The organism is Streptomyces sp. NPDC047525 (assembly GCF_040643025.1).
Classification (GTDB): Bacteria; Actinomycetota; Actinomycetes; order Streptomycetales; family Streptomycetaceae; genus Streptomyces; species Streptomyces durmitorensis.
The window spans coordinates 87726-112082 of record NZ_JBEYTL010000012.1; the positions used below are offsets into that span (position 1 = coordinate 87726).

Sequence of the window (24357 nt, forward strand, 5' to 3'; positions counted from 1 at the left end):
CGAAGTTCATGGCCGGATTGCTTTGGCCGGCTCATCGCTCATGTGGAACGCGGCATTCAACGGGCTTGCAGTGAGAGGGGACTGGGGATCGTGGCTCGAGTGATTACGCGTGACGGGCCGGCGTCGTCCGACGGACGGCAGGGCGGACCGCTGATCGTCACGGAAGATGTGGACCTGCTGGACGATCTGCTGCGGCTGTGCGCCGCCGCGGGGGCGCGGCCCGAGGTGCGGCACGGGGTGCCGGAGGGCAGGGGCGGCTGGGACGCGGCGCCGCTCGTCCTTGTCGGCGACGACGCGGTGGACCGGGTGCGGGGAGCCGGGCGCAGGCGCGGGGTCGTGCTGGTCGGGCGGGATCAGGACGACTCCGGGGTCTGGCAGCGCGCGGTGGAGATCGGTGCCGATCACGTGCTGGTCCTGCCCGACGGCGAGCGATGGCTGGTGGACCGCATCGCCGATGTCGCCGAGGGCGTGGGGCGGCCCGCGCTCACGGTGGGAGTGATCGGCGGGAGTGGCGGGGCCGGTGCCTCGACGCTCGCGTGCGCGCTTGCCGTCACGGCGGCCCGCGCGGGACGGCGCACGATGCTGGTGGACGCCGACCCGCTGGGCGGCGGGCTCGACGTGCTGCTCGGAGGCGAGGCGGCCGACGGGCTCCGCTGGCCCGCCTTCGCCCAGTCCAGGGGCCGGGTCGGTGGCGGCGCGCTGGAGGAGTCGCTGCCCGAGCTGCATGCCCTGCGGGTCCTGAGCTGGGACCGGGGCGATGCGGTGGTCATCCCGCCCGAGGCCATGCGGGCGGTGCTCGCCGCCGCCCGCAGGCGGGGCGGGGTGGTGGTCGTGGATCTGCCGCGCCGCGTGGACGAAGGAGTGGCCGAGGCGCTGGCCCAGGTGGATCTCGGGCTCCTGGTGGTGCCTGCGGAGCTGCGCGCGGTGGCGGGGGCCCGGCGGGTCGCGTCGGCGGTGGGCATGGTGCTGCGGGATCTGCGGGTGGTGGTCGGCAGCGGCGGTACCGGCCGCACCGGGGTCGGCGGACTCGACGGCCTAGGCGGCTTCGACGCGGAGGAGGTCGCGCGACTGCTCGGGCTGCCGCTCGTCGGTGAGCTGCCACGGGAGGCGGGTCTGCCGGCCGCGATGGCGGCGGGGATGCCGCCGGGCGGCGCCGCGCGGGGGCCGCTCGCCCGGTTCTGCACGGCCTTCTGGGAGCGCGTTCCGGTCGATGCCACGGGAGGCGGCTCATGAGCGCCGTCGTCGGAGCCAAGATGCTGGACGGGGTACGCCAGTGGCTCGCGGAGAGCGGAACGGAACCGACCCCGGCCCGTGTGGCCGAGGCGTTGCGGGCCCAGGGCAGGGTGCTCGGCGACGCGGAAGTCCTGGGTGCGGCGGCACAGCTGCGCTCGGAGCTGGTGGGCGCGGGCCCTCTGGAGGCACTGCTCGCGGACGACTCGGTGACCGATGTGCTGGTCTCGGCGCCCGACCGGGTGTGGGTGGACCGAGGCGGGGGCCTGGAGCTGACCGGGGTGTCCTTCAAGGACGCGGCGGCGGTGCGGCGGCTCGCACAGCGGCTCGCGGCCGTGGCCGGACGCAGGCTCGACGACGCCAGGCCCTGGGTGGACGCCCGGCTCCCGGACGGGACCCGCCTCCACGCGGTGCTGCCCCCGGTCGCCGTCGGCTCGACCTGCCTCTCCTTGCGTGTCGTACGCCCCCGGGCCTTCACCCTCGCGGAACTGACCGCGGCGGGGACGGTGCCGCCGGGCGGGGACCGGGTGCTGCGGGCCCTGCTCGACGCCAGGCTCTCGTACTTGATCAGTGGCGGGACGGGCTCGGGCAAGACGACGCTGCTGAGCGCGCTCCTCGGCCTCGTCGGGCCGGGGGAGCGGATCGTGCTCGCCGAGGACTCGGCGGAGCTGCGCCCCGATCACTCTCACGTGGTGCGACTCGAGGCCAGACCCGCGAACCAGGAAGGAGCAGGCCGTGTCGGCCTGGACGACTTGGTGCGGCAGGCGCTGCGGATGCGTCCCGACCGGCTGGTCGTCGGCGAGGTGCGGGGCGCCGAGGTGGTCCATCTGCTGGCCGCTCTGAACACAGGCCATGAGGGAGGTTGCGGCACGGTCCATGCGAACGCCGCGGGGGACGTGCCGGCCCGCCTGGAGGCGCTGGGGACGGCGGCCGGTCTCGACCGGGCGGCACTGCACAGCCAGTTGGCGGCCGCGCTGTCGGTGGTGATCCATCTCGCACGGGACCGGACGGGGCGGCGGCGGATCGCCGAGGTGCACGTCCTGGAGCGCGATCCGACCGGCCTTGTGGTGACGGTGCCGGCGCTGCGGTGGGGCGAGAGGGAGTTCGTCCGGGAGCGGGGTTGGGAGCGGCTCGACTCGCTTCTGGCAGGCGGCGGTTGGGGTGGTGGCGGATGAGTGCGGCGGGGGTGGCGGCGGCTGTGTGCGCAGGGAGCGCGGCTTGGTTGACGGTCGGTCGGGACCGCGGGCTGCGGCGGGCGCGGGCGGTGCTCGCGGGCGGCGGCGAGGCCGGGCCGGGGGATGCGGCGTGGCGGCGGGCGATGGCCCGCGCCACCGGTCGGGTGCGGCACGAGTGGTGGGCTCTGGCAGGCGGGGCGGTGGTCGCGCTGCTCGGGGACTCGATCGTGCCGCTGGTCCTGGGGGCGGCAGGGGTGCCGCTGATACGGCGCGTGCGGCGGGCCAGGGACGCGCGGCTCGACGGGGAGCGACGGGCCGCCGCGGTGATCGCCTTGTGCGGGGCGCTCGCGGGGGAGGTGCGGGCGGGACGGCAGCCGGGGGAGGCGTTGAGGGCTGCGGCTGGTGGCGGCCTCGGGCTTGCTGATGCCGGGGCCGGGCTCGGGGAGGCGCGGGCCGGGGTCCTTGCGGCGGCGCGGTTCGGCGGGGATGTGCCGGGGGCGCTTGAGGACGCGGCGCGGGAGCCGGGGGCGCAAGGGCTGCTGGGGCTCGCGGCGTGCTGGCGGGTGGCGGTGGATCGCGGTGCCGGGCTCGCGGCGGGGCTCGAGCGGCTGGAGGGCGCGCTGCGGGTGGAGCGGGACCAACGCGGCGATCTGCGGGCCCAGTTGGCGGGTGCGCGGTCGACGGCGGTGATGCTCGCGGGTCTGCCGGTCCTCGGGCTGCTCATGGGGAGCGCGCTCGGTGCGGCGCCGTTGCGGGTGTTGCTGCATACGGGTGCGGGGCTCGGATGTCTGGCGGTGGGCGGGGTGTTGGAGGGCGTCGGCGTGTGGTGGGCGCTGCGGATCGTGCGGGGGGTGGAGGAGCGATGAGTGTCGTTGTCCACGAGCTGGGGGTGGCCGTGTGGGGTGTGGCGGCCGTGCTGTGGCTGGTGTCCGCGGTCCTTGCGGCGCGGCGGGAGCGTGCGGTGCGGGGGCGCTCGGGGAGCGTGCTGGGGATGGTGGAGCAGCCGCCGGGTGGTGTGTCGAGGCGGTGGTTGCGGTGGCGGGGCATGGGGTCGGGGTGGCCTGCGGTGGCCGGGGCCGTGAGTGCCGGGTGGGTTCTGGTGGGCGGTGTTCCGGGGTTCCTGGTGGGGCTGGGGGCCGGGTACGGGGTGTGGCGCTGGTGGCGTGGGCGTGACGTCCGCGTCGCGGAGTTCGACACCGCGGAGGCGGCTCGGCAACTGCCTTTGGCAGCCGATCTGTTGGCGGCGTGTGTCGCTGCGGGCGCGGGTCCTGTCGTGGCCGCTCAGGCTGTCGGTGACGCGCTGAAGGGGCCGGTCGGGGAGCGGCTCGCGCAGGGGGCCGCGGAGGTGCGGCTCGGGGGTGAACCAGCCGACGCGTGGCGGAGGTTGGGTGCGATACCGGGCGCGGGGGCGCTGGCCCGCCTGCTGGAGCGGGCGGGGGAGTCGGGGGCTCCGGCGGCGGAACCGGTGGCACGTCTCGCCGCGGAGTGCCGCGCGGAACGGAGCCGTGCGGCGACGGCGGCGGCGCGCAGGGCCGGCGTGCTGATGACAGTGCCGGTGGGGCTGTGCTTCTTGCCCGCGTTCATCGCGGTGGGGGTGCTGCCTGTGGTCATCGGCCTGGCGGGTGGGTTGTTGAGCGGCATCTGAGCGGGTCGATGGCTGAGCTCGATGACTGAGCTTGATGACTGAGCCCGACGGCCGAGTGGCGCGACGGCTGAGTGGCTGGACGGTGGCTTCGTGAGGCGTGGCCGCTGTGATCTGAACGGACTGAAATTCCATGGGGGTTGAGATGTGGGGACAGCTGTGTGCGCGAGCGTTGCGGTGCAGGGCACGTGCGGTGCGGAGGGACGCGGGGATGGTCACTTCGGAGTACGCGATGGGTCTCATCGCGGCGGTGGGGTTTGCCGGACTGCTCTACAAGGTGGTGACGAGCGGGCAGGTCAGGGCGGCGCTGCAGGCGGTCGTGGAGAAGGCGCTCGATGTCCAGTTCTGAGCGGGCACGCGGCGGCCGGGGCCGCCACGGGGACCAGGGGTTCGTGACGGCTGAGGCGGCCGTGGTGCTGCCCACGCTCGTGCTGTTCACGATGGCGCTGGTCTGGGCGTTGCTGGCCGCGTCCGCGCAGATCCAGTGCGTGGACGCGGCACGGGCCGGGGCGCGTGCGATGGCCCGGCAGGACCCCGAGAGCGCGGCCGTGGCGGCGGCTCGGCAGGCGGCGCCGCGTGGCGCGTCGGTGGCCGTGCGGCGGGACGGCGACTTGGTGCGGGTGGAGGTCGCGGCGGACTCGCCGGGGCCCGGAGCACTGGGGCTGGGGCTGCGGGTGCGGTCGGAGGCGGTGGCGTTGGCGGAGGAGACGGTGGGGGTGGGCGCGTGAGGGGGCGGGGCGGATTCCGGACCGTGGGGGCCGCGTCGGACCGGGGAGCCGCCACGGTGTGGGTCGTCGTCGTGATGGCCGTGCTGTGCGTGGTCTGCGGTGCGGTCCTCGCGATGGGGCAGGTGATCGTCGCCCGCCATCGAGCGGGCGGCGCGGCCGACTTGGCGGCGCTTGCGGCCGCTGACCACTGGGCGGAGGGGCGTTCTGGGGCGTGTGCCAAGGCCGGTCGGGTGGCCGAGGCCCAGGGGACGCGACTCGTGCGGTGCGCGGTGCACGGCGAGGTCGCGGACGTCACCGCGGCGGCGGACTTCGGCCCGTTCGTGACGGAGGTGAGATCCCGGGCGGGTCCGGCGGGTCCGGCGGGTCCGGCGGGTCCGGCGGGTCCGGCGGGTCCGGCAGGTCAGGCAGGTCAGGCTGGCCCGGCGGCACCGGTAGGCCCGGCAGATCCGCCACGCGCGGGTGTCCAGGCGTCGGCAGCAGGGGCTGTGACGCACGCCGGGTGGCGGGCGGCCGTGCGGGCGGCGCGAGCCCCTGGAGGGCCGCCTGGCCCCCCTGTGGCGCCTGCTGGGCGGAAGCCTGAGGTGCGGGCCGGGCGCTCAGCTCCGGATCGGACAGGTGACGGCACCGTGCCGCCGGTCGGCAGATGCCCCTCAGGGGGCGGGTGCGTCCTTGAGCAGGGTGGACAGGAGGCGGACGGCGCCGCGTTTGTGCAGGGGGTCGTTGCCGTTGCCGCACTTCGGGGACTGGATGCAGGACGGGCAGCCGGCCTCGCACTCGCAGGAGGCGATGGCCTGGCGGGTGGCGGTGAGCCACTCGCGGGCCGTGTGGAAGGCCCGCTCGGCGAAGCCCGCGCCGCCGGGGTGGCCGTCGTACACGAAGACGGTCGGCAGGAGCGTGTCCGGATGCAGCGGCACGGAGACACCGCCGATGTCCCAGCGGTCGCAGGTCGCGAAGAGCGGCAGCATGCCGATGGAGGCGTGCTCGGCGGCGTGCAGCGCGCCGCCGAGGATCTCCGGATTGACGCGGGCGGCGTCCAGTTGGTCCTCGGTGACGGTCCACCAGACCGCGCGGGTGCGCAGGGTCCGGGGCGGCAGGTCCAGCTTCGTCTCGCCGAGGACCTCGCCGGTGATGAGCTTGCGGCGCAGGAAGGAGACGACCTGGTTGGTGACTTCGACGGAGCCGTAGCAGAGGCGGCCGGAGCCCCAGGGGATCTCGGTGTCCGTCTCCAGGATGGAGATGGCCGTGGTGTCGCGGGCGGTCGTGGAGTACGGCGGACCGGCCTCCTCGACCAGCGCGACCGAGTCCTCCAGGTCCAGCCGGCGCACGAGATAGGTACGGCCCTGGTGGAGGTGGACCGCGCCCTCGTGGACGGCGGTGTGCGCGGCGGACGCATCGACGGTGCCGAGCAGCCTGCCCGTGCCCTCCTCGACGATCTGGACGGGCTTGCCGCCCTCGCCACGGATGTCGGTCAGGTCGGCGGCCCGCTCCCTGCGGGTCCAGTGCCAGGCCTTCGTGCGGCGGCGCAGCAGCTTCGCGGCCTCCAGCTGCGGGAGCAGCTCCTCGGTGGGCGGGCCGAAGAGCGCCAGGTCGTCGTCCGTGAGCGGGAGTTCCGCGGCGGCCGCGCAGAGGTGGGGCGCGAGGACGTACGGGTTGTCGGGGTCCAGGACCGTCGACTCCACCGGCTGCTGGAACAGCGCTTCGGGGTGGTGGACGAGATACGTGTCCAGCGGGTCGTCGCGGGCGACCAGGACGGCCAGCGCGCCCTGCCCGGAGCGCCCGGCGCGGCCCGCCTGCTGCCAGAGCGAGGCACGGGTCCCCGGATAGCCGGAGATGATCACGGCGTCCAACCCGGAGACGTCGACGCCGAGTTCGAGGGCGGTGGTGGCCGCGAGGCCGAGGAGTTCGCCGGAGTGCAGGGCACGCTCCAGGGCGCGGCGCTCCTCGGGGAGATATCCGCCACGGTAGGCGGCCACGCGGCGGGCCAGGGAGCGGTCGACCTCGGCGAGGCGTTCCTGGGCGATCACCGCGATCAGCTCGGCGCCGCGCCGGGAGCGTACGAAGGCGACCGAGCGCACGCCCTGGACGGTCAGGTCGGTCAGCAGGTCCGCCGTCTCGGCGGTGGCGGTGCGGCGGACGGGAGCGCCCTTCTCGCCGTGGAGTTCGGTGAGCGGGGGTTCCCAGAGGGCGAAGACGAGTTCGCCGCGGGGCGAGGCGTCGTCGGCGACCTCCTTCACGGGAAGTCCGATGAGGCGTTCCGCGGAGACGGCCGGCTCGGCGGAGGTGGCGGAGGCGAGGAGGAAGACGGGATCGGAGCCGTAGCGGGCGCAGAGGCGGCGCAGGCGGCGCAGGACCTGGGCGACGTGGGAGCCGAAGACGCCGCGGTAGGTGTGGCACTCGTCGATGACGACATAGCGCAGGGCGCGCAGGAAGGAGGACCAGCGGGGGTGGGACGGGAGTATCCCGCGGTGCAGCATGTCGGGGTTGGTCAGGACGTAGTTGGCGTACTGACGTACCCATTCGCGTTCTTCGACGGGGGTGTCGCCGTCGTACACGGCGGGGCGGATCGCGTTGCCCAGGGGCGCCGCGAGTTCGCGCACCGCGCGGCGCTGGTCGGCGGCCAGGGCCTTCGTGGGGGCGAGGTACAGCGCGGTCGCGCCGCGGCCGTTGGGGGCCTCGGAGCCGTCCAGGAGGGCCGAGAGGACGGGGGTGAGGTAGGCCAGCGACTTTCCCGAAGCGGTTCCGGTGGCGACGATGACCGACTCGCCGTCCAGGGCGTGCTCGGCGGCGAGCGCCTGGTGGGTCCAGGGGTGCTCGATCCCGGCCGCCTGGACCGCGGATACGACCTCCGAACGGATGCGATCAGGCCAGACTGCATATCGTGCCTCGCGCGGGGGCAAGTGCTCCGTATGAGTGACGCGCGAAGCACGGCTCGGCCCCGCGGTCAGCCGGTCCAGGACCGCCCGTGGAGACGTGCGTACCGGGGCGCCCGAGGAGGGTCCGCCCGGTGGAGAAAAGTTGGCCATCGGCACCGAGTGTGTCACCGGCGGGATGGACAATGGTCCCAAGGCGTCGTGCACGCCTGCCGGTAAGTGATTGAATGCCATCGCGGCTGGCGATCCGTCCCGGGGGCTCTGCCGAGGTGTCCCAAGGGATGACCGCTCGATAGCAAGGTGCTGGAGGATCCGTGGACCTGTCCCTGTCGACCCGTACCGTCGGCGATCGTACGGTCGTCGAGGTCGGTGGAGAAATCGACGTTTATACCGCGCCCAAGTTGCGCGAACAGTTGGTCGAGTTGGTGAACGACGGCAGTTTCCACCTGGTCGTCGACATGGAGGGCGTGGACTTCCTCGACTCCACCGGACTCGGCGTGCTGGTCGGCGGCCTGAAGCGGGTGCGTGCCCATGAGGGCTCGCTGCGCCTGGTCTGCAACCAGGAGCGCATTTTGAAGATCTTCCGCATCACCGGCCTGACCAAGGTGTTCCCCATTCACACCTCGGTCGAGGAAGCGGTCGCGGCCACCGACTGAGAGCCGGATGCCCCGGGTCGCCTGCTTGTCCGGCCCGGGGGTGGCAGAACAGCAGGGGACCGGGCCCTCGGCCCGGCCCCCTGACAGCACGCGCGTATGTCCGAGGGGGATGCATGGCCACCGTTGAACTCCGCTTCAGCGCGCTGCCCGAGCACGTCAGGACCGCCCGGCTCGTGGCGGCGGCGGTCGCGCGCAGGGCCGGAGTGGACGAGGCCGTTCTCGACGAGGTCAGACTCGCGGTCGGCGAGGCCTGCACGCGCGCCGTGGGGCTGCATCAGAGCAACGGTGTCGCGACGCCGGTGCGGGTCGCCCTGATCGAGGACGAGAAGCAGTTCTCCATCGAGGTCGGCGACGACGCCCCCCACGCGACTCCCGGCGACCGGGCGTCCGGCGCGGGGCCCGGTGCGGGCGACGATCTGGACGCCGAGGGTGAGGACGAGATGGGTCTCGCCGTCATCAGCGGGCTCGTGGACGACGTGGAGGTCACCGCGGGCGAGGGCGGCGGTCTGATCCGCATGACGTGGCCGACGACCCCGGCACCGCTTCTCTGACCCGCGGAGCACCCTCTTCGCGACGCGGTTGAGGCGACCGCAGTACCGACGCGGCTGAGGCAACCGCCGTACCAAGGTCTTGCTCCCGACCCGGGAGCAGGGCCTTTTTTCTTTGTGGATCTTTTGTGGATCATTGCCCCAGTCAATTGCCTCGGGACTGCCGACCATCGTCAACGCTTTTGGGGCATTACCGCTTTCGGGGTCAGTCTGCGGTCGCGATCATTTGCTGGGAAGCAATCTCGAGCCAATTCCGTTTGCGGCGCTCTGTTTTGATCAGGTTCCGCTCCCTACAATCCGTCCACATCTTGAGCTCACCCCAGGCGTCAAGGAGGACGAATGGCGGGGCTTTTTTCCCCTCATCAGTTTGACCACCCCACAACCTTCGCAGCCGCAGTACTGACCGACGACAACCGCCTCATCGTGATGGTCATCGCGGCCGTCGCGATCGCGGCTCTCGCGGTCGCCTGGGTGCTCGTACGCCAGGTGCTCGCGGCCGACGAGGGCACCGACAGCATGAAGAAGATCGCCAAAGCGATCCAGGAGGGCGCCAATGCCTACCTCGGCAGGCAGTTGCGCACTCTCGGTGTTTTCGCCGTCGTGGTGTTCTTCCTGCTCCTGCTGCTGCCCGCAGACGACTGGAATCAGCGTGCCGGCCGATCGATCTTCTTCTTGATCGGTGCGGTGTTCTCGGCGACCACCGGCTATATCGGCATGTGGCTCGCCGTACGCAGCAATGTTCGTGTGGCGGCAGCCGCACGAGAGGCCACTCCGGCGGAAGGTGAACCCGAAAAGGATCTCACCGCCGTTTCGCACAAGGCCATGAAGATCGCTTTCCGCACGGGCGGCGTCGTCGGCATGTTCACCGTGGGTCTTGGCCTTCTGGGCGCCTCCAGTGTGGTGCTGGTCTACGCGGCCGACGCGCCGAAGGTCCTCGAGGGCTTCGGCCTCGGGGCGGCGCTGATCGCGATGTTCATGCGTGTGGGCGGTGGCATCTTCACCAAGGCCGCCGACGTCGGCGCCGACCTGGTCGGCAAGGTCGAGAAGGGCATTCCGGAGGACGACCCGAGGAATGCCGCGACCATCGCCGACAACGTGGGCGACAACGTCGGCGACTGCGCGGGCATGGCCGCCGACCTCTTCGAGTCCTACGCGGTGACCCTGGTCGCCGCGCTGATCCTCGGCAAGGTCGCGTTCGGGGACTCCGGACTCGCCTTCCCGCTGATCGTCCCGGCGATCGGCGTCGTGACGGCGATGATCGGGATCTTCGCGGTGGCCCCACGGCGCTCCGACCGGAGCGGCATGACGGCCATCAACCGCGGATTCTTCATCTCCGCGATCATCTCGCTGGTGCTCGTGGCGGTGGCGGTCTTCGTCTACCTGCCGTCGTCGTACGCAGACCTGGACGGCGTCACGGACACGGCGATCGCGGGTCACGACGGCGATCCGCGGGTTCTCGCGGTCGTCGCCGTCGCGATCGGCATCGTCATGGCCGCGCTGATCCAGCAGCTCACCGGGTACTTCACGGAGACCACCCGCCGTCCGGTGCAGGACATCGGCAAGACGTCGCTCACCGGCCCGGCCACCGTCGTCCTGGCGGGCATCTCCATCGGGCTCGAATCGGCCGTCTACACCGCGCTCCTGATCGGGCTCGGCGTGTACGGGGCGTTCCTGCTCGGCGGTACGTCGATCATGCTCGCCCTGTTCGCGGTGGCGCTCGCCGGAACCGGCCTGCTCACCACGGTCGGCGTGATCGTCGCCATGGACACCTTCGGTCCGGTCTCCGACAACGCGCAGGGCATCGCCGAGATGTCCGGTGACGTCGAGGGCGCCGGCGCGCAGGTGCTCACCGACCTGGACGCCGTCGGCAACACCACCAAGGCCATCACCAAGGGCATCGCCATCGCCACGGCCGTTCTCGCGGCCGCGGCGCTCTTCGGCTCGTATCGCGACGCCATCGCGACCGCGGCCAAGGACGTCGGCGAGAAAATGGGCGACGGCGCCCCGATGAACCTGGTCATGGACATCTCGCAGCCGAACAACCTGGTCGGCCTGATCCTGGGCGCCGCGGTCGTCTTCCTCTTCTCGGGGCTCGCGATCAACGCGGTGTCGAGGTCGGCGGGAGCGGTGGTCTACGAGGTGCGGCGGCAGTTCCGCGAGCACCCCGGGATCATGGACTACTCCGAGGAACCGGAGTACGGGCGCGTCGTCGACATCTGCACCAAGGACGCGCTGCGCGAGCTGGCCACGCCAGGTCTGCTCGCCGTGCTCACGCCGATCGCGGTCGGCTTCTCGCTCGGCGTCGGCGCACTCGGCTCGTTCCTGGCGGGCGCGATCGGCACGGGCACGCTGATGGCGGTCTTCCTCGCCAACTCCGGCGGCGCGTGGGACAACGCGAAGAAGCTCGTCGAGGACGGCCACCACGGAGGCAAGGGCAGTGAGGCCCACGCCGCGGTGGTCATCGGCGACACCGTCGGTGACCCGTTCAAGGACACCGCGGGCCCGGCGATCAACCCGCTCCTGAAGGTGATGAACCTGGTGGCGCTGCTCATCGCGCCCGCGGTCGTCCAGTTCAGCTACGGGGATGACGCGAGCGCGGGGATCCGGGCACTGATCGCGGTGCTCTCGATCCTGGTCATCATCGGCGCGGTGTACGTCTCCAAGAGGCGGGGCATCGCCGTGGGCGACCAGGAGGACGGTGGTGCGGAGCGAGTAGGCAACTCGGCTGACCCGGCCGTGGTTTCGTAACACCGGGTCAGACTCTGCCCAACACACGGGCGGGCGGCGCGTTTTGACGCGGCGTCCGCCCTTTGTGCGCCCGGTGAATCTCTCGTGAGCCTTCTCTCGCGCTCTCTGCTTGGTGCAAATGGCTTCAATAGGGGTGGTACCGGACCCCCGGCATGCGGTTGTAGCCCAGTTGGCGTGTAAGTTCCGGGGCCGAGAGCCATGGAAGGGACCAATCCGGTGAACAAGAAGCTTGCAGCCGCACTGTCCGGCGGTGCGGTACTGGTACTGGCGCTGTCGGGCTGCAGCGACGACGGCAACGAGAAGCTGGACTCCTGGGCCAAGGACGTCTGTGACTCGGTCCAGCCGCAGTCGAAGAAGATCGCCGCCGCCAACGCCGCGATCCAGAAGGAGACCTCGGACAACAGCTCGCCGGAGGACGTCCAGAAGACCGACTCCAAGGCGTTCCAGGACATGTCCGACGCCTACAAGGCGATGGGCGCCGCGGTGAAGGACGCGGGCGCCCCGCCGGTCGACGGCGGTCAGAAGAAGACCGACGACGCGGTCAAGGAACTGAACGCCATCTCCAAGTCGTACGGCGACCTGAAGAAGAAGGTCGACGGCCTGGACACCAAGAACCAGGCGGACTTCGCGGACGGCCTCAAGTCTGTCGCGGGCGAGCTGGACAAGCTGAGCAAGAGCGGCAACGAGGCGCTTGAGAAGCTTCAGGAGGGTGAGGTGGGCAAGGCGATGAGCAAGCAGGACAGCTGCAAGTCGGCTAGCGCTACGCCTTCCGCCGCCTAGGGGTTGCCCCTCCGCTTTGCCTCGCTGCCCCGGAGCCTGGGGGACTCCCCCCGGCTCCGGGGCAGCGTTGCGTTCAGCTGCGCCCGGCAGCTTCGGGGCACGGCTGGGAAAGCCAGGGTGGGGTTCGTCTTGCGGAGCGCCTGTCCACAGCGGGGGACGGCCGGTGTGGCCTTGTCGGGTCACAATGAAGGGGTGAGTATTGCTAGCGCCCCCCTGCCCTCGTCCGATCGTGCCGACGTCTGTACCCAGTTGCGGGAAGCCCTGCTGGCGGCCGACTTCACCGCTGACGGGCTGCTCGAGCTGCTCGGGGCGCCTGCCTACACGGCGCTCGCGCGCAGCGAGACCGTGCCCGCGCTGCGGGCCACCCGCGGCGAAGGGCCGCTGGAGACGCTCGTACGCCTCTTCCTGTTGCAGCGTTCCGTGCCGCACGCGCGCGTGGCGGCCGTTCTGCCGGTCGGCCCTCTGCAGGAGAGCGGTTGGCTCTCCGCGGCGGACGGCGAGGGCGCGCTGAAGGCGACCGTGGACGTGCGGCCCTACGGCGGGCCGAGCGGTGAGGACTGGTTCATCGTCTCGGACCTGGGGTGCGCGGTCGGCGGCGCCGGCGGCATCGGCAGCCATGACGAAGGGGTCGTACTCGGTGTCGGCGGGGCCTCGACGACGCTCGCCGGACTCACGGTGCGTACGCCCGTGGCCAGCGCTCTCGACCTCGGTACCGGCTCAGGGATCCAGGCGCTGCACGCCGCACAGCACGCGACCCGGGTGACCGCGACCGACCTCAACCCCCGTGCGCTGCACATCACGCGGCTCACCCTGGCGCTGTCCGGTGCTCCGGAGGCGGACCTGCGGGAGGGCTCCCTCTTCGAACCCGTGGGCGAGGAGAAGTACGACCTGATCGTGTCCAATCCGCCCTTCGTGATCTCTCCCGGGGCGCGGCTCACCTACCGCGACGGCGGGATGGGCGGGGACGATCTGTGCCGGTCGCTCGTTCAGCAGGCGGGGGAGCGGTTGAACGAAGGGGGGTATGCGCACTTCCTCGCCAACTGGCAGCACGTGGACGGCGAGGAGTGGACCGAGCGGCTCCGGTCCTGGGTGCCGCGCGGGTGCGACGCGTGGATCGTCCAGCGCGAGGTGCAGGACATCACGCAGTACGCCGAGCTGTGGCTGCGGGACGCCGGGGACCACCGGACGGATCCGGAGGAGTACGCGGCGCGGTACGACGCGTGGCTCGACGAGTTCGAGGCCCGCAAGACGCGCGCGGTCGGCTTCGGGTGGATCACACTCCGCAAGGCTGGTGCCGCGTCTGGTGCCGCCGAGCCGTCCGTGACCGTGGAGGAGTGGCCGCACCCCGTCGAGCAGCCGCTGGGCGAGACGGTGCGGGAGTTCTTCGCGCGGCAGGACTTCCTGCGGGCGCACGACGACGCCGCGCTGCTCGCGGGGCACTTCAAGCTCGCGGACGGGGTCGTGCAGGAGCAGGTCGGGCTGCCCGGCGCCGAGGACCCGGAGCACGTCGTGCTGCGCCAGCAGCGCGGGATGCGGCGGGCCACCAAGGTGGACACGGTGGGTGCGGGCTTCGCCGGTGTGTGTGACGGGACGCTGAGCGCCGGGCGGATCCTCGACGCGATCGCCCAACTGGTGGGGGAGGACCCCGTATTGCTGCGGGACCGTACGCCCTCTCAGATCCGGCTCCTCGTCGAGCAGGGCTTCCTGGAGCCGGTCGCGTCCTAGAGACGTCGTGAGGCGTACCGCCGGGCCGTTGGCGGTACGCGTACGGCGTGTCTCGTACGTTTCGCGGACATCGGTCCCCCGTTGTGGGTGGGATGGATGGGCGTCGGCGACCGCTGGACGTACATCGAGAAGGTGGACTGTGCGGACCAGTTCCGAGGCGACCGGATCCGGTCGAGTTGGACCCGGCGCCGGCCGGTGATTTCGGCCGGGCGCTCTCCGTTCACCCGGGGTTCGCGCCCCGGCTTCCCGGGCGTGCAAGTTTCCCAAGCCGGGAACTCAGTACGGGGAGGCAATGCCATGGAGAGCGGACCAGCGATCTTCGCGGGATCGGTATTCGCGCTGTTCGGAGCGGGGCTGCTGCTGTGGACCGGGGCACGCGTGGCGCACCGCTCGCCGGTCGCCCACGGTGTGAACCCTGTCGCATCCGCGACACTCGCGGCGCTCGCCGGATCGGGCGCACTGGTGCTCGGAGTGTGGTGTTTCACTCGGCTGTGACGGGAGGCGGCCGGTGGCCGCGGGGCGCGTACGGGCCGTAGGCCCGGCGCCGGAGCCGAGCCGGTGGTGAAGCCGGTGGTGAAAGGGCAGGTCGCCACTCCGGGCGGCAGGAATGGCGGTAGTCGGGTTACCGTTCGAGTGGCCGTTGCGGGCTTTTCCCGTTTGACACGGGGGCGGGATGTACCGTCACACTCCGCAGCGTCAGCGCAACGCAAGCGCACCGAGCGAGGCCACGCAGCACGGCCACGAGGCCACGCAGCACGGCCACCGAGCACCGACCGGAGAGAAGAGCGAAGTTGTCCCCGACCAGCGAGACCGCAAAGGGCGGCCGCCGACTCGTCATCGTCGAGTCGCCTGCCAAGGCGAAGACGATCAAGGGTTACCTCGGCCCCGGCTACGTAGTCGAGGCGAGCGTCGGGCACATCCGCGACCTCCCCAACGGCGCCGCGGAGGTACCCGACAAGTACACCGGCGAGGTGCGCCGTCTCGGCGTGGACGTCGAGAACGACTTCGAGCCCATCTATGTCGTCAACGCCGACAAGAAGGCGCAGGTCAAGAAGCTCAAGGACCTGTTGAAGGACTCCGACGAACTCTTCCTCGCCACCGATGAGGACCGCGAGGGCGAAGCCATCGCGTGGCACCTCCTCGAGGTCCTGAAGCCCAAGGTCCCGGTCAAGCGCATGGTGTTCCACGAGATCACCAAGGCCGCGATCCAGGAGGCCGTGGCCACCCCCCGCGACCTCAACAAGCGCATGGTCGACGCCCAGGAGACCCGCCGCATCCTCGACCGTCTCTACGGCTACGAGGTCTCGCCGGTCCTGTGGAAGAAGGTCATGCCGCGCCTGTCGGCCGGCCGCGTCCAGTCCGTGGCGACCCGCCTCGTCGTCGAGCGTGAGCGCGAGCGCATCGCCTTCCGCTCCGCCGAGTACTGGGACCTGACGGGCACCTTCGGCACCGGCCGCACCGGTGACGCCTCCGACCCCTCGCAGCTGGTCGCGCGCCTCACCACGGTCGACGGCAAGCGCATCGCGCAGGGCCGCGACTTCAGCTCGATCGGGCAGCTCAAGTCCGACACGCTGCACCTGGACGAGGCGAACGCCCGCTCGCTCGCCGCGGCCCTGGAGAACACCCGGTTCGCGGTCCGCTCCGTCGAGTCCAAGCCCTACCGCCGCTCTCCGTACGCGCCGTTCCGTACGACGACGATGCAGCAGGAGGCCAGCCGCAAGCTGGGCTTCGGCGCGAAGGCCACGATGCAGGTGGCCCAGAAGCTGTACGAGAACGGCTTCATCACCTACATGCGTACGGACTCCACGACGCTGTCCGACACGGCGATCACCGCCGCTCGCGCCCAGGTCACGCAGCTGTACGGCAGCGACTACCTGCCGGACAAGCCCCGCACGTACGCCGGGAAGGTCAAGAACGCGCAGGAGGCGCACGAGGCGATCCGTCCTTCGGGTGATCGTTTCCGCACGCCTGCCGAGACCGGCCTGACCGGCGACCAGTTCCGGCTCTACGAGCTGATCTGGAAGCGGACCGTCGCCTCCCAGATGAAGGACGCGGTCGGCAACTCCGTCACGGTCAAGATCGGCGGCACGGCCGCCGACGGCCGCGACGCCGAGTTCAACGCGTCCGGCAAGACCATCACCTTCCACGGCTTCATGAAGGCGTACGTCGAGGGCGCGGACGACCCGAACGCCGAGCTCGACGACCGCGAGCGCAGGCTCCCGCAGGTCAGCGAGGGCGACGCGCTGTCCGCCGACGAGATCTCGGTCGACGGCCACGCGACCAAGCCGCCGGCCCGCTACACCGAGGCCTCGCTGGTCAAGGAGCTCGAAGAGCGCGAGATCGGCCGCCCGTCGACGTACGCGTCGATCATCGGCACGATCCTCGACCGCGGCTACGTCTTCAAGAAGGGCACGGCCCTTGTGCCCTCCTTCTTGTCCTTCGCCGTGGTCAACCTCCTGGAGAAGCACTTCGGGCGGCTCGTCGACTACGACTTCACCGCACGCATGGAGGACGACCTCGACCGCATCGCGCGGGGCGAGGCGCAGGCCGTGCCGTGGCTGCGGCGCTTCTACTTCGGCGAGGGCGACGACGCGGGCGCCGCGTCCAGCGCGGGCAACGGCGACGGCGACCACCTCGGCGGGCTCAAGGAGCTGGTGACCGACCTGGGCGCGATCGACGCCCGGGAGATCTCCTCCTTCCCCGTCGGTGACGGCATCGTGCTGCGGGTCGGCCGCTACGGCCCGTACATCGAGCGCGGTGAGAAGGACGCGGAAGGCCATCAGCGTGCCGACGTGCCCGACGACATGCCGCCGGACGAGCTGACCGTCGAGTACGCCGAGGAGCTGCTCGCCAAGCCGAGCGGCGACTTCGCGCTCGGCACCGACCCCACATCGGGTCACGAGATCATCGCCAGGGACGGCCGTTACGGCCCGTACGTCACCGAGGTACTCCCCGAGGGCACCCCGAAGACCGGCAAGAACGCGGTCAAGCCGCGGACGGCCTCGCTCTTCAAGTCGATGTCACTCGACACGGTGACTCTGGCGGACGCCCTGAAGCTGATGTCCCTGCCGCGTGTGGTGGGCGCCGACGCCGAGGGTGTCGAGATCACCGCGCAGAACGGCCGCTACGGCCCGTATCTGAAGAAGGGCACGGACTCGCGCTCCCTGGAGGCCGAGGAGCAGCTCTTCAACATCACGCTGGACGAGGCCCTCGCGATCTACGCCCAGCCCAAGCAGCGCGGGCGGGCCGCCGCCAAGCCGCCGCTGAAGGAGCTCGGCGAGGACCCGGTCAGCGGAAAGCCGGTCGTCGTCAAGGACGGCCGCTTCGGGGCGTACGTCACGGACGGCGAGACGAACGCGACGCTGCGGGCCGCCGACAGCGTCGAGGACATCACCCCCGAGCGTGGCTACGAACTGCTCGAGGAGAAGCGGGCGAAGGGTCCGGCCAAGAAGACCGCCAAGAAGGCGGCGAAGAAGGCCCCGGCCAAGAAGACCGCCGCCAAGAAGACCGCTGCGAAGAAAACGGCCGCCAAGAAGACGACGGCCGCGAAGAAGACCACTACGAAGACTGCGGCCGCCAAGAAGACCGCGGCTTCGGCCGCGCAGGCGTCCGACTCCGAGTAGGCAGCGGCCAGCTGTACGGGTCTGTACGCGTCTGTACGCGTCGTGCTGTACGGCGCTGTGAATGTGTGAACCGAAGGGGCGCCCGTTTGTTCGGGCGCCCCTTCGGTGTGTCACACCGGCCGGATAGGCTGGACGGATGACGCGTGCCGAGCAGCCAACGGTCGGAAACCCGGCCCCCGACGACGCCCTGGTCGCAGATTCCCGAGAGCGTGCTGTCCGCGCCTTGCTGCGCGTGCCGCAGCTGAAGCGCCTCTGGAGCGCCCAGCTGGTCGGCGGTGTCGGCGATGCCCTCGCCCTCCTTGTCCTTGTGGTGCTCGCGCTGCAAGCGGCCATTGCCGAGGGGGCGTTCGGGGGCGGCTATCGAGGAGTCGCGTTCGCGGTCACGGCCGTCTTCGGGGCACGCGTTCTCGCGACGCTGCTCTTCGGGGCGGTTCTCCTGGGGCCGCTGAGTTCGATCACCTCACCGGACGGGCCGCTCGACCGGCGCTGGACGATGCTCGTGGCGGACGGCCTGCGGGCCGGACTCCTGATCGTCGCGCCGCTGTGGATCGACTGGACCCCGGACAACGCGCTGGCGATGCTGCTCGTCACCGCCTTCGTGATCGGCGTCGCCGAGCGCTTCTGGACGGTCTGCCGGGAGAGCGCGGCGCCCGCGCTGCTGCCCGCGCCGCCCCTGGAGGGCGCGACCGTGCGGCCGCTGCCGGACCACATGGACGCACTGCGGCGCCTGTCGCTGCGTACGGGATTCGTGGCGCTGCCCCTCGCGGCCGCCGCGCTCGTCTTCGTCACGCTGATCGGCAACCTCCTGGGCACCGGGCTCGACTGGTTCGAGGTGCACCAGGCGGGGCTCGGCTCGTTCGTCGCCGCGGGCCTCTTCGCCGCCTCGCTGTCGATCGTCTACTTCCTCGAACTTCCCGCCACGCAGACGCCACGCGCGCGTAGCCCGCTCGAAGGACTGCGCAGGCCGCGCACCGGCAGCGGCACCGACAAGGGCCGCACCGGCGCGATCCCGCTGCTCGTCGCCGCCTGCGCCGCGATCGCCGGGGCCGTCGCGGCCGCCGTGGCCGTCGCCGTGCTGCACGCCAAGGACCTGGACGGCGGGCCCGTCACGTACGGCCTGATCGTCCTCGCGCTCACCGGCGGCACCGTCGTCGGCATCCGCACCGCACCGTCCCTGCTGCCCACGCTTCCGCGCCGACGGCTGCTCGCGCTCGCGATCGCCCTCACCGGTGTCGCGCTGCTCGCCGCGGGCCTCGTGCCCGACGTGACGACCGTGCTGCTGCTCCTGGTGCTCACCGGCGTGGCCGCGGGCATCGCCGCGCACACCGGGCACGCGCTGCTCGACCAGGAGGTCGAGGACTACCGCAGGGCGCGCACGACGGAACACCTCCAGGCGGTCGTACGCCTCTTCGTCGCGCTCGGCGCGCTCATCGCCCCCGTGGTCGCGGCGGCCATCGGTCCGCACCGCTTCGTCAACGGCAAGTTCGTGTTCGACCACGGAGGCGCCGCCTTCACGCTGATGCTGGTGGGCGCGCTGCTCCTGCCGGTGGCCGCGCTGGTGCTCGCCAAGATCGACGACCGGCAGGGCGTGCCGCTGCGGCACGACCTGCGGGACGCGCTGCGCGGCGGCGACGACCCGGAGCAGGGGATCGCGGCCACGGGCTTCTTCATCGCCCTGGAGGGCGGCGACGGCGCGGGCAAGTCCACGCAGGCCGAGGCGCTCGCCGAGTGGATCAGGGCCAAGGGCCACGAGGTCGTCGTGACGCGCGAGCCGGGAGCCACTCCGGTCGGCAAGCGGCTGCGGTCGATCCTGCTCGACGTGTCGTCGGCAGGTCTCTCGCACCGCGCCGAGGCACTTCTGTACGCCGCCGACCGTGCCGAGCACGTGGACACGGTCGTACGTCCCGCCCTTGAGCGGGGCGCGGTCGTCATCTCCGACCGGTACATCGACTCGTCCGTGGCGTATCAGGGCGCGGGGCGCGATCTGTCCCCGACCGAGATCGCCCGCATCTCGCGCTGGGCGACGGCCGGGCTCGTGCCGAATCTGACGGTGCTGCTCGACGTTTCTCCGGAGGCGGCCAGGGAGCGGTTCACCGAGGCGCCCGACCGACTCGAGTCGGAGCCCGCCGAGTTCCACACGCGCGTGCGGTCCGGTTTCCTGACCCTCGCCGCGGCCGACCCGGGCCGGTATCTGGTGATCGACGCCGCCCAGGAGCCGGAGGCGGTCACGACCGTCGCCCGGCACCGGCTCGACCTGATGCTGCCGCTCTCCGAGGCCGAGGTGAAGGCGCAGGAGGAGGCCCGCAAGGCGGCCGAGGAAGAGGCGCGCCGCAAGGCCGAGGAAGAGGCCGCGCGCAAGGCCGAGGAGGAGCGGGTCGAGCGCGAGCGCCAGGAGCAGCTCGCCAAGCTCCGCGCCGAGGAGGAGGAGCGCAAGCGCCGCGAGCTGGAGGAGGCGCAGCGCCGCGAGGCCGAGCGCCAGGCCGAGGAGGCCAGGCAGCGCGCCGAGGAGGCGAAGCGCCGGGCCGAGGAGGAGCAGGCGCGACTGCTCGCCGAGGAGAAGGTGCGCGCCGCCGAGGAGGCGCGCCGCCGCCGGGAGGCGGAGGAAGAGGCACGGCTTCGGGCCGAGGCCGAGGAGCGTCGCATCGAGAAGCAGCGCAAGGCCGAGGAAGCCCTGCTGCGGGCCGAGGAGGCGCGGCGCTTGGCGGCGGCTTCGGCGGTGGCCGCAGCGGCTGCTTCGACGGCTGCTGCTTCGACTCCGGCTCCTTCCGCGCCCCGTTCGAAGCCGGCTCCGGCTCAGGCTCCGGCCGCGTCCCCCTCGGATGCCGTGCCGGACAACGAGACGACGGTGCCCACTCCCGTCGTGAAGCCCGGTGCGCCGGCGCCGGGCGCGGCCGACGAGACCGCGGTGCTCCCGCCGGTACGGGACACGTCCGCCTCGGAGGAGACCGAGGTGCTGCCGCAGCCGCCGGTGCCGGGGGCTGCCGACGAAACCGCGGTACTGCCTCCCGTACAGGAGGACAAGGTGCCGCCGGGGTACTTCCGCGACGAGCGTCCGGCTCCCGCGCCCGACGGCGGTGGCGGGAACGACCGGACCCGTGAGCTGCCCCAGGTCGACGAGCAGGGAGCTCCTCGGCAGCGGCCGCGCTCGGACTGGGCGGAGGAGACTCCGCTGGACGATCTGCCTTCGCTGGCCGATGAGTTGCTGGGCGAGCCGGACGACGACGAGGGCGGCCGCGGGCGCGGGCGGGGCCGGGGCCGGAACGGGCGCTGAGCCTCCCTGGACGGGCGCCCCGCAGGACATCCTGCGGGGCGTCCTGCGTTGTCAGTGGCGTGCTCCACAATGAATGCGACAGCGCGGGGTGCGACGTGCGACGGGCGACGTGCGAGGTACTGGGTACGACGCGGCGTCGCGAGCGCAGGTGCAAGAGCAAGTGCAAGTGCAAGTGCAAGAGCAGGGTGGAGGCGGTGACCGATGACCGTATGGGACGACCTGGTGGGCCAGGATCGGGTGAGTGAGCAGCTCGGTGCCGCCGCCCGGGACGCCGACACGCTGGTCACCGCCGTGGCCACGGGCGCTCCGCGGCCCGAGGCGTCGAAGATGACGCACGCCTGGCTGTTCACGGGACCGCCCGGCTCCGGGCGGTCCACCGCGGCCCGCGCCTTCGGCGCCGCGCTCCAGTGCACCAGCCCGGACCGCGCGCTCGGCGGCGCCCCCGGCTGCGGCTTCTGCGACGGGTGCCACACGAGCCTGGTCGGCACGCACGCCGACGTCGAAGTGGTGCGTACGGACCTGCTGTCCATCGGCGTCAAGGAGACCCGCGAGCTGGTCAGGCGGGCCCAGATGTCGCCCGCGGGCGGCCGCTGGCAGGTCATCGTCCTGGAGGACGCCGACCGCCTCACCGAGGGCGCGGGCAACGTCCTGCTGAAGGCCGTGGAAGAGCCCGCCCCGCGCACCGTATGGCTGCTCTGCGCGCCCTCGCTCGAGGACGTGCTGCCCACCATCCGCTCCCGCTGCCGCCATCTGACGCTGCGTACGCCTCCGGTGGACGCCGTCGCGGACGTGCTCATCCGGCGTGACGGCATCGAGCCGGACGTCGCCGCTGCCGCCGCGCGCGCCACGCAGGGGCACATCGGTCGCGCCCGCCGCCTCGCGACCGACCCGCGGGCGCGCGAGCGTCGTGCCGCCGTGCTCAAGCTGCCCCTGCGGGTGGAGGACATCGGTGGCTGCCTCAAGGCCGCGCAGGAGCTGATCGACACGGCGGGCGACGACGCGAAGCAGGTCGCCGAGGAGGTCGACGTCAAGGAGACCGACGACCTGAAGGCGGCGCTCGGCGCGGAGAAGGGCGGCCGGATGCCGCGCGGCACTGCGGGCATCATGAAGGAGCTGGAGGACCGGCAGAAGCGCCGCAAGACCCGTACGCAGCGCGACAGCCTCGACCTCGCACTCATCGAGCTGACCGGCGTCTATCGGGACGTGCTCACCCTGCAGCTCGGCTCCCGCGTGGCGCTGGCCAACACGGAGGTGCTCGACATGCTGGAGCGCCTGGCGCGCGGCACCTCGCCGGAGTCCACGCTGCGCCGCATCGAGGCGATCGGCGCCTGCCGCACGGCACTGGACCGCAATGTGGCGCCGCTGCTCGCGGTGGAGGCGATGGCGGTGGCGCTGCGGGCGGGCTAGGCGGGTCAGCCCGGGAGCGGTGATCGGCCGGGCGGCGGGCGAGCGCTGAGGGGCGGACGGGTGCCGAATGCCGGTCGAGGGGGCCCGAGGATTGACGGAGTCACCCATACGGGCACATTGCGTCACCACGCCAACGCATAGCGTTAGGCTCGCGTGATGCGCATCAGAGGACTCCGCACCCCCGCGACCGTGTTCTTGGCCGCCGGACTGCTCATCTCCGGCTGCTCGGCCGGGAGCTCGACGGCGGACGCGTCCATGGCCGCGCTGCCCCGCGCCACTCCGGAAGGGCTGTCTCCGTACTACGGACAGAAGCTGAACTGGCGCGAGTGCGGCGTCCCCGGCTTCGAGTGCTCCACGATGAAGGCGCCGCTGGACTACGCGAAGCCGGATGGCGAGGCCATCAAGCTCGCCGTCTCCCGGAAGAAGGCCACAGGGCCCGGTAAGCGCCTTGGCTCGCTCCTGGTCAACCCGGGCGGCCCCGGCGGCTCGGCGATCGGCTACCTCCAGACGTACGCGGCACTCGGTTACCCCGAAGAGGTCCGCGCCCAGTACGACATGGCCGCGGTCGACCCGCGCGGCGTGGCCCGCAGCGAGCCCGTCACCTGCCTCAACGGCAAGCAGATGGACGCGTACACGCAGACGGACATCACTCCGGACGACCAGCGCGAGACCGCCGAACTGTCGGACTCCTTCAAGAAGTTCGCGGCGGGCTGCGAGAAGCACTCCGGTGAGGTGCTTCCGCATGTCTCCACGGTCGAGGCGGCCCGCGACATGGACATCCTGCGCGCGGCGCTCGGCGACGAGAAGCTGAGCTACGTGGGCGCTTCGTACGGCACGTTCCTGGGGGCGACGTACGCCGGGCTCTACCCCGACCGCGTCGGGCGCCTCGTCCTGGACGGAGCGATGGACCCCTCGCTGCCGGCCCGCCGCATGAACCGGGACCAGACGGCGGGCTTCGAGACGGCGTTCCAGTCGTTCGCCAAGGACTGCGTGGGGCAGTCGGACTGCCCCCTCGGAACGAAGAGCGAGGAGGACGCGGGCAAACGCCTCACGTCACTCTTCGACGACCTGGACCGCACGCCGATCCCCACCGGCGACTCCGACGGCCGCAAGCTGGGCGAGGCGCTCGCCACGACGGGCGTGATCGCCGCGATGTACGACGAGGCCGCCTGGCCCCAGCTGCGCACGGCGCTGGCCGCCGCGATCAAGGAGAAGGACGGAGCGGGCCTCCTCGCCCTCTCGGACAGCTACTACGAGCGCGACGGCGACGGAACGTACGCGAACCTCATGTTCGCCAACGCCGCCGTGAACTGCCTCGACCTGCCCCCGGCCTTCGCCACGGCGGACGACGTGAAGAAGTCGCTCCCGGACTTCGAGGAGGCCTCCCCGGTCTTCGGCAAGGGCCTGGCCTGGGCCTCGCTGAACTGCGCGTACTGGCCGGTGAAGGCGACGGGGGAGCCGCACCGCATCGAGGCGAAGGGCGCGGCCCCGATCGTCGTGGTCGGCACCACCCGCGACCCGGCGACCCCCTACCGCTGGGCCGAGTCCCTGGCCGACCAGCTCTCCTCGGGCAAGCTGCTCACGTATGAGGGGGACGGGCACACGGCGTACGGGCGCGGCAGCAAGTGCGTGGACTCGGCGATCAACGAGTACTTGCTGGACGGCAAGGCCCCGGAGGACGGAAAACGCTGCTCACAGGGGTGATGCGGGCGAGGAGCCCGCGTCAGCCGGGGGTGTGCGGAGCACCCCCGGAAACTGTGTAGACTTGGCGTCGCTGCTGATCGCACCATAGGTGCGGGACGCGTGCCGCCTTAGCTCAGATGGCCAGAGCAACGCACTCGTAATGCGTAGGTCTCGGGTTCGAATCCCGAAGGCGGCTCGGATTAACCCCAGGACTCACTCGCCGTGACCTGGGGTTTTTTCATGCCGGGATGCGGCGGGGGCGGAACTCAAT

General features: G+C 71.8%; 17 protein-coding genes, 1 tRNA gene and 1 pseudogene. 18 read left to right on the forward strand and 1 reads right to left on the reverse strand.

What is annotated here, in order from left to right:
• The first annotated feature begins 90 nt into the window (after positions 1-90).
• The 7 genes and pseudogenes from ssd to ABZ833_RS30815 form a co-directional block, all read left to right on the forward strand.
• Positions 91-1233: a septum site-determining protein Ssd gene (gene ssd, locus ABZ833_RS30785; protein ID WP_361053212.1), complete on the forward strand. Its 1143-nt coding sequence runs from the start codon at positions 91-93 to the stop codon at positions 1231-1233.
• Complete coding sequence (locus ABZ833_RS30790; RefSeq protein WP_361053215.1) at positions 1230-2405, forward strand: TadA family conjugal transfer-associated ATPase; 1176 nt, start codon at positions 1230-1232, stop codon at positions 2403-2405. Before ssd ends, ABZ833_RS30790 begins: the two co-directional genes overlap by 4 nt.
• Positions 2402-3271 (forward strand): type II secretion system F family protein, encoded by an 870-nt coding sequence (locus tag ABZ833_RS30795; protein ID WP_361053218.1) that lies wholly within the window; start codon positions 2402-2404, stop codon positions 3269-3271. The genes ABZ833_RS30790 and ABZ833_RS30795 overlap by 4 nt, the downstream gene beginning before the upstream one ends.
• Positions 3268-4050, forward strand: coding sequence for a type II secretion system F family protein (locus tag ABZ833_RS30800; RefSeq protein ID WP_361053221.1), 783 nt, complete (start codon positions 3268-3270; stop codon positions 4048-4050). The genes ABZ833_RS30795 and ABZ833_RS30800 overlap by 4 nt, the downstream gene beginning before the upstream one ends.
• 130 nt (positions 4051-4180) lie before the next feature.
• Entirely contained in the window at positions 4181-4396 is a 216-nt protein-coding gene (locus tag ABZ833_RS30805) for a DUF4244 domain-containing protein (RefSeq protein WP_361053223.1), read from the forward strand.
• Positions 4383-4775 carry a TadE family type IV pilus minor pilin gene (locus ABZ833_RS30810; protein WP_361053226.1) on the forward strand — a complete coding sequence of 131 codons (393 nt, stop codon included), beginning with the start codon at positions 4383-4385 and terminating at the stop codon, positions 4773-4775. The genes ABZ833_RS30805 and ABZ833_RS30810 overlap by 14 nt, the downstream gene beginning before the upstream one ends.
• 23 nt (positions 4776-4798) lie before the next feature.
• A pseudogene (locus tag ABZ833_RS30815) lies at positions 4799-5143 on the forward strand (Rv3654c family TadE-like protein); the annotation flags it as partial.
• Between the two features lie 282 nt (positions 5144-5425).
• On the opposite strand, the gene ABZ833_RS30820 reads toward ABZ833_RS30815, so the two are convergent.
• On the reverse strand, positions 5426-7879 hold the full coding sequence (locus ABZ833_RS30820; RefSeq protein ID WP_361053229.1) for a DEAD/DEAH box helicase: 2454 nt from the start codon (positions 7877-7879) through the stop codon (positions 5426-5428).
• Between the two features lie 80 nt (positions 7880-7959).
• Between ABZ833_RS30820 and bldG the strand changes: the two genes are divergently transcribed.
• From bldG to ABZ833_RS30875, 11 genes are all read left to right on the forward strand, one after another.
• Positions 7960-8301 (forward strand): anti-sigma factor antagonist BldG, encoded by a 342-nt coding sequence (gene bldG, locus ABZ833_RS30825; protein WP_003975386.1) that lies wholly within the window; start codon positions 7960-7962, stop codon positions 8299-8301.
• Between the two features lie 113 nt (positions 8302-8414).
• Positions 8415-8852: an ATP-binding protein gene (locus tag ABZ833_RS30830; protein WP_361053232.1), complete on the forward strand. Its 438-nt coding sequence runs from the start codon at positions 8415-8417 to the stop codon at positions 8850-8852.
• Between the two features lie 336 nt (positions 8853-9188).
• Complete coding sequence (locus ABZ833_RS30835; RefSeq protein WP_361053235.1) at positions 9189-11597, forward strand: sodium-translocating pyrophosphatase; 2409 nt, start codon at positions 9189-9191, stop codon at positions 11595-11597.
• 198 nt (positions 11598-11795) lie between these two features.
• On the forward strand, positions 11796-12377 hold the full coding sequence (locus ABZ833_RS30840; protein WP_249588663.1) for a small secreted protein: 582 nt from the start codon (positions 11796-11798) through the stop codon (positions 12375-12377).
• Positions 12378-12569: 192 nt separating this feature from the next.
• Complete coding sequence (locus ABZ833_RS30845) at positions 12570-14102, forward strand: class I SAM-dependent methyltransferase (protein WP_361053238.1); 1533 nt, start codon at positions 12570-12572, stop codon at positions 14100-14102.
• A 297-nt stretch (positions 14103-14399) separates the two neighbouring features.
• Complete coding sequence (locus ABZ833_RS30850; RefSeq protein WP_249588661.1) at positions 14400-14597, forward strand: hypothetical protein; 198 nt, start codon at positions 14400-14402, stop codon at positions 14595-14597.
• Positions 14598-14893: 296 nt separating this feature from the next.
• A complete protein-coding gene (gene topA, locus ABZ833_RS30855; RefSeq protein WP_361053241.1) occupies positions 14894-17725 on the forward strand; it encodes a type I DNA topoisomerase in 2832 nt (943 codons plus the stop codon).
• 136 nt (positions 17726-17861) lie between these two features.
• The gene (gene tmk, locus ABZ833_RS30860) at positions 17862-20996 is read left to right on the forward strand and encodes a dTMP kinase (RefSeq protein WP_361053245.1); all 3135 of its coding nucleotides are present in this window, start codon (positions 17862-17864) and stop codon (positions 20994-20996) included.
• A gap of 201 nt (positions 20997-21197) precedes the next feature.
• A complete protein-coding gene (locus ABZ833_RS30865) occupies positions 21198-22403 on the forward strand; it encodes a DNA polymerase III subunit delta' (RefSeq protein WP_249588658.1) in 1206 nt (401 codons plus the stop codon).
• Positions 22404-22559: 156 nt separating this feature from the next.
• Complete coding sequence (locus ABZ833_RS30870; protein ID WP_361053249.1) at positions 22560-24107, forward strand: alpha/beta hydrolase; 1548 nt, start codon at positions 22560-22562, stop codon at positions 24105-24107.
• A 101-nt stretch (positions 24108-24208) separates the two neighbouring features.
• A tRNA-Thr gene (locus ABZ833_RS30875) sits at positions 24209-24282 on the forward strand.
• The last annotated feature ends 75 nt before the right edge of the window (positions 24283-24357 follow it).

Coding starts and splice junctions, on each gene's coding strand:
- ABZ833_RS30790 (WP_361053215.1), top strand. CDS start 1,230: ATGAGCGCCGTCGTCGGAGCCAAGATGCTGGACGGGGTACGCCAGTGG.
- ABZ833_RS30795 (WP_361053218.1), top strand. CDS start 2,402: ATGAGTGCGGCGGGGGTGGCGGCGGCTGTGTGCGCAGGGAGCGCGGCT.
- ABZ833_RS30800 (WP_361053221.1), top strand. CDS start 3,268: ATGAGTGTCGTTGTCCACGAGCTGGGGGTGGCCGTGTGGGGTGTGGCG.
- ABZ833_RS30805 (WP_361053223.1), top strand. CDS start 4,181: ATGGGGGTTGAGATGTGGGGACAGCTGTGTGCGCGAGCGTTGCGGTGC.
- ABZ833_RS30810 (WP_361053226.1), top strand. CDS start 4,383: ATGTCCAGTTCTGAGCGGGCACGCGGCGGCCGGGGCCGCCACGGGGAC.
- ABZ833_RS30820 (WP_361053229.1), bottom strand. CDS start 7,879: ATGGCATTCAATCACTTACCGGCAGGCGTGCACGACGCCTTGGGACCA.
- ABZ833_RS30830 (WP_361053232.1), top strand. CDS start 8,415: ATGGCCACCGTTGAACTCCGCTTCAGCGCGCTGCCCGAGCACGTCAGG.
- ABZ833_RS30835 (WP_361053235.1), top strand. CDS start 9,189: ATGGCGGGGCTTTTTTCCCCTCATCAGTTTGACCACCCCACAACCTTC.
- ABZ833_RS30840 (WP_249588663.1), top strand. CDS start 11,796: ATGGAAGGGACCAATCCGGTGAACAAGAAGCTTGCAGCCGCACTGTCC.
- ABZ833_RS30850 (WP_249588661.1), top strand. CDS start 14,400: ATGGAGAGCGGACCAGCGATCTTCGCGGGATCGGTATTCGCGCTGTTC.
- tmk (WP_361053245.1), top strand. CDS start 17,862: ATGACGCGTGCCGAGCAGCCAACGGTCGGAAACCCGGCCCCCGACGAC.
- ABZ833_RS30865 (WP_249588658.1), top strand. CDS start 21,198: ATGACCGTATGGGACGACCTGGTGGGCCAGGATCGGGTGAGTGAGCAG.
- ABZ833_RS30870 (WP_361053249.1), top strand. CDS start 22,560: ATGCGCATCAGAGGACTCCGCACCCCCGCGACCGTGTTCTTGGCCGCC.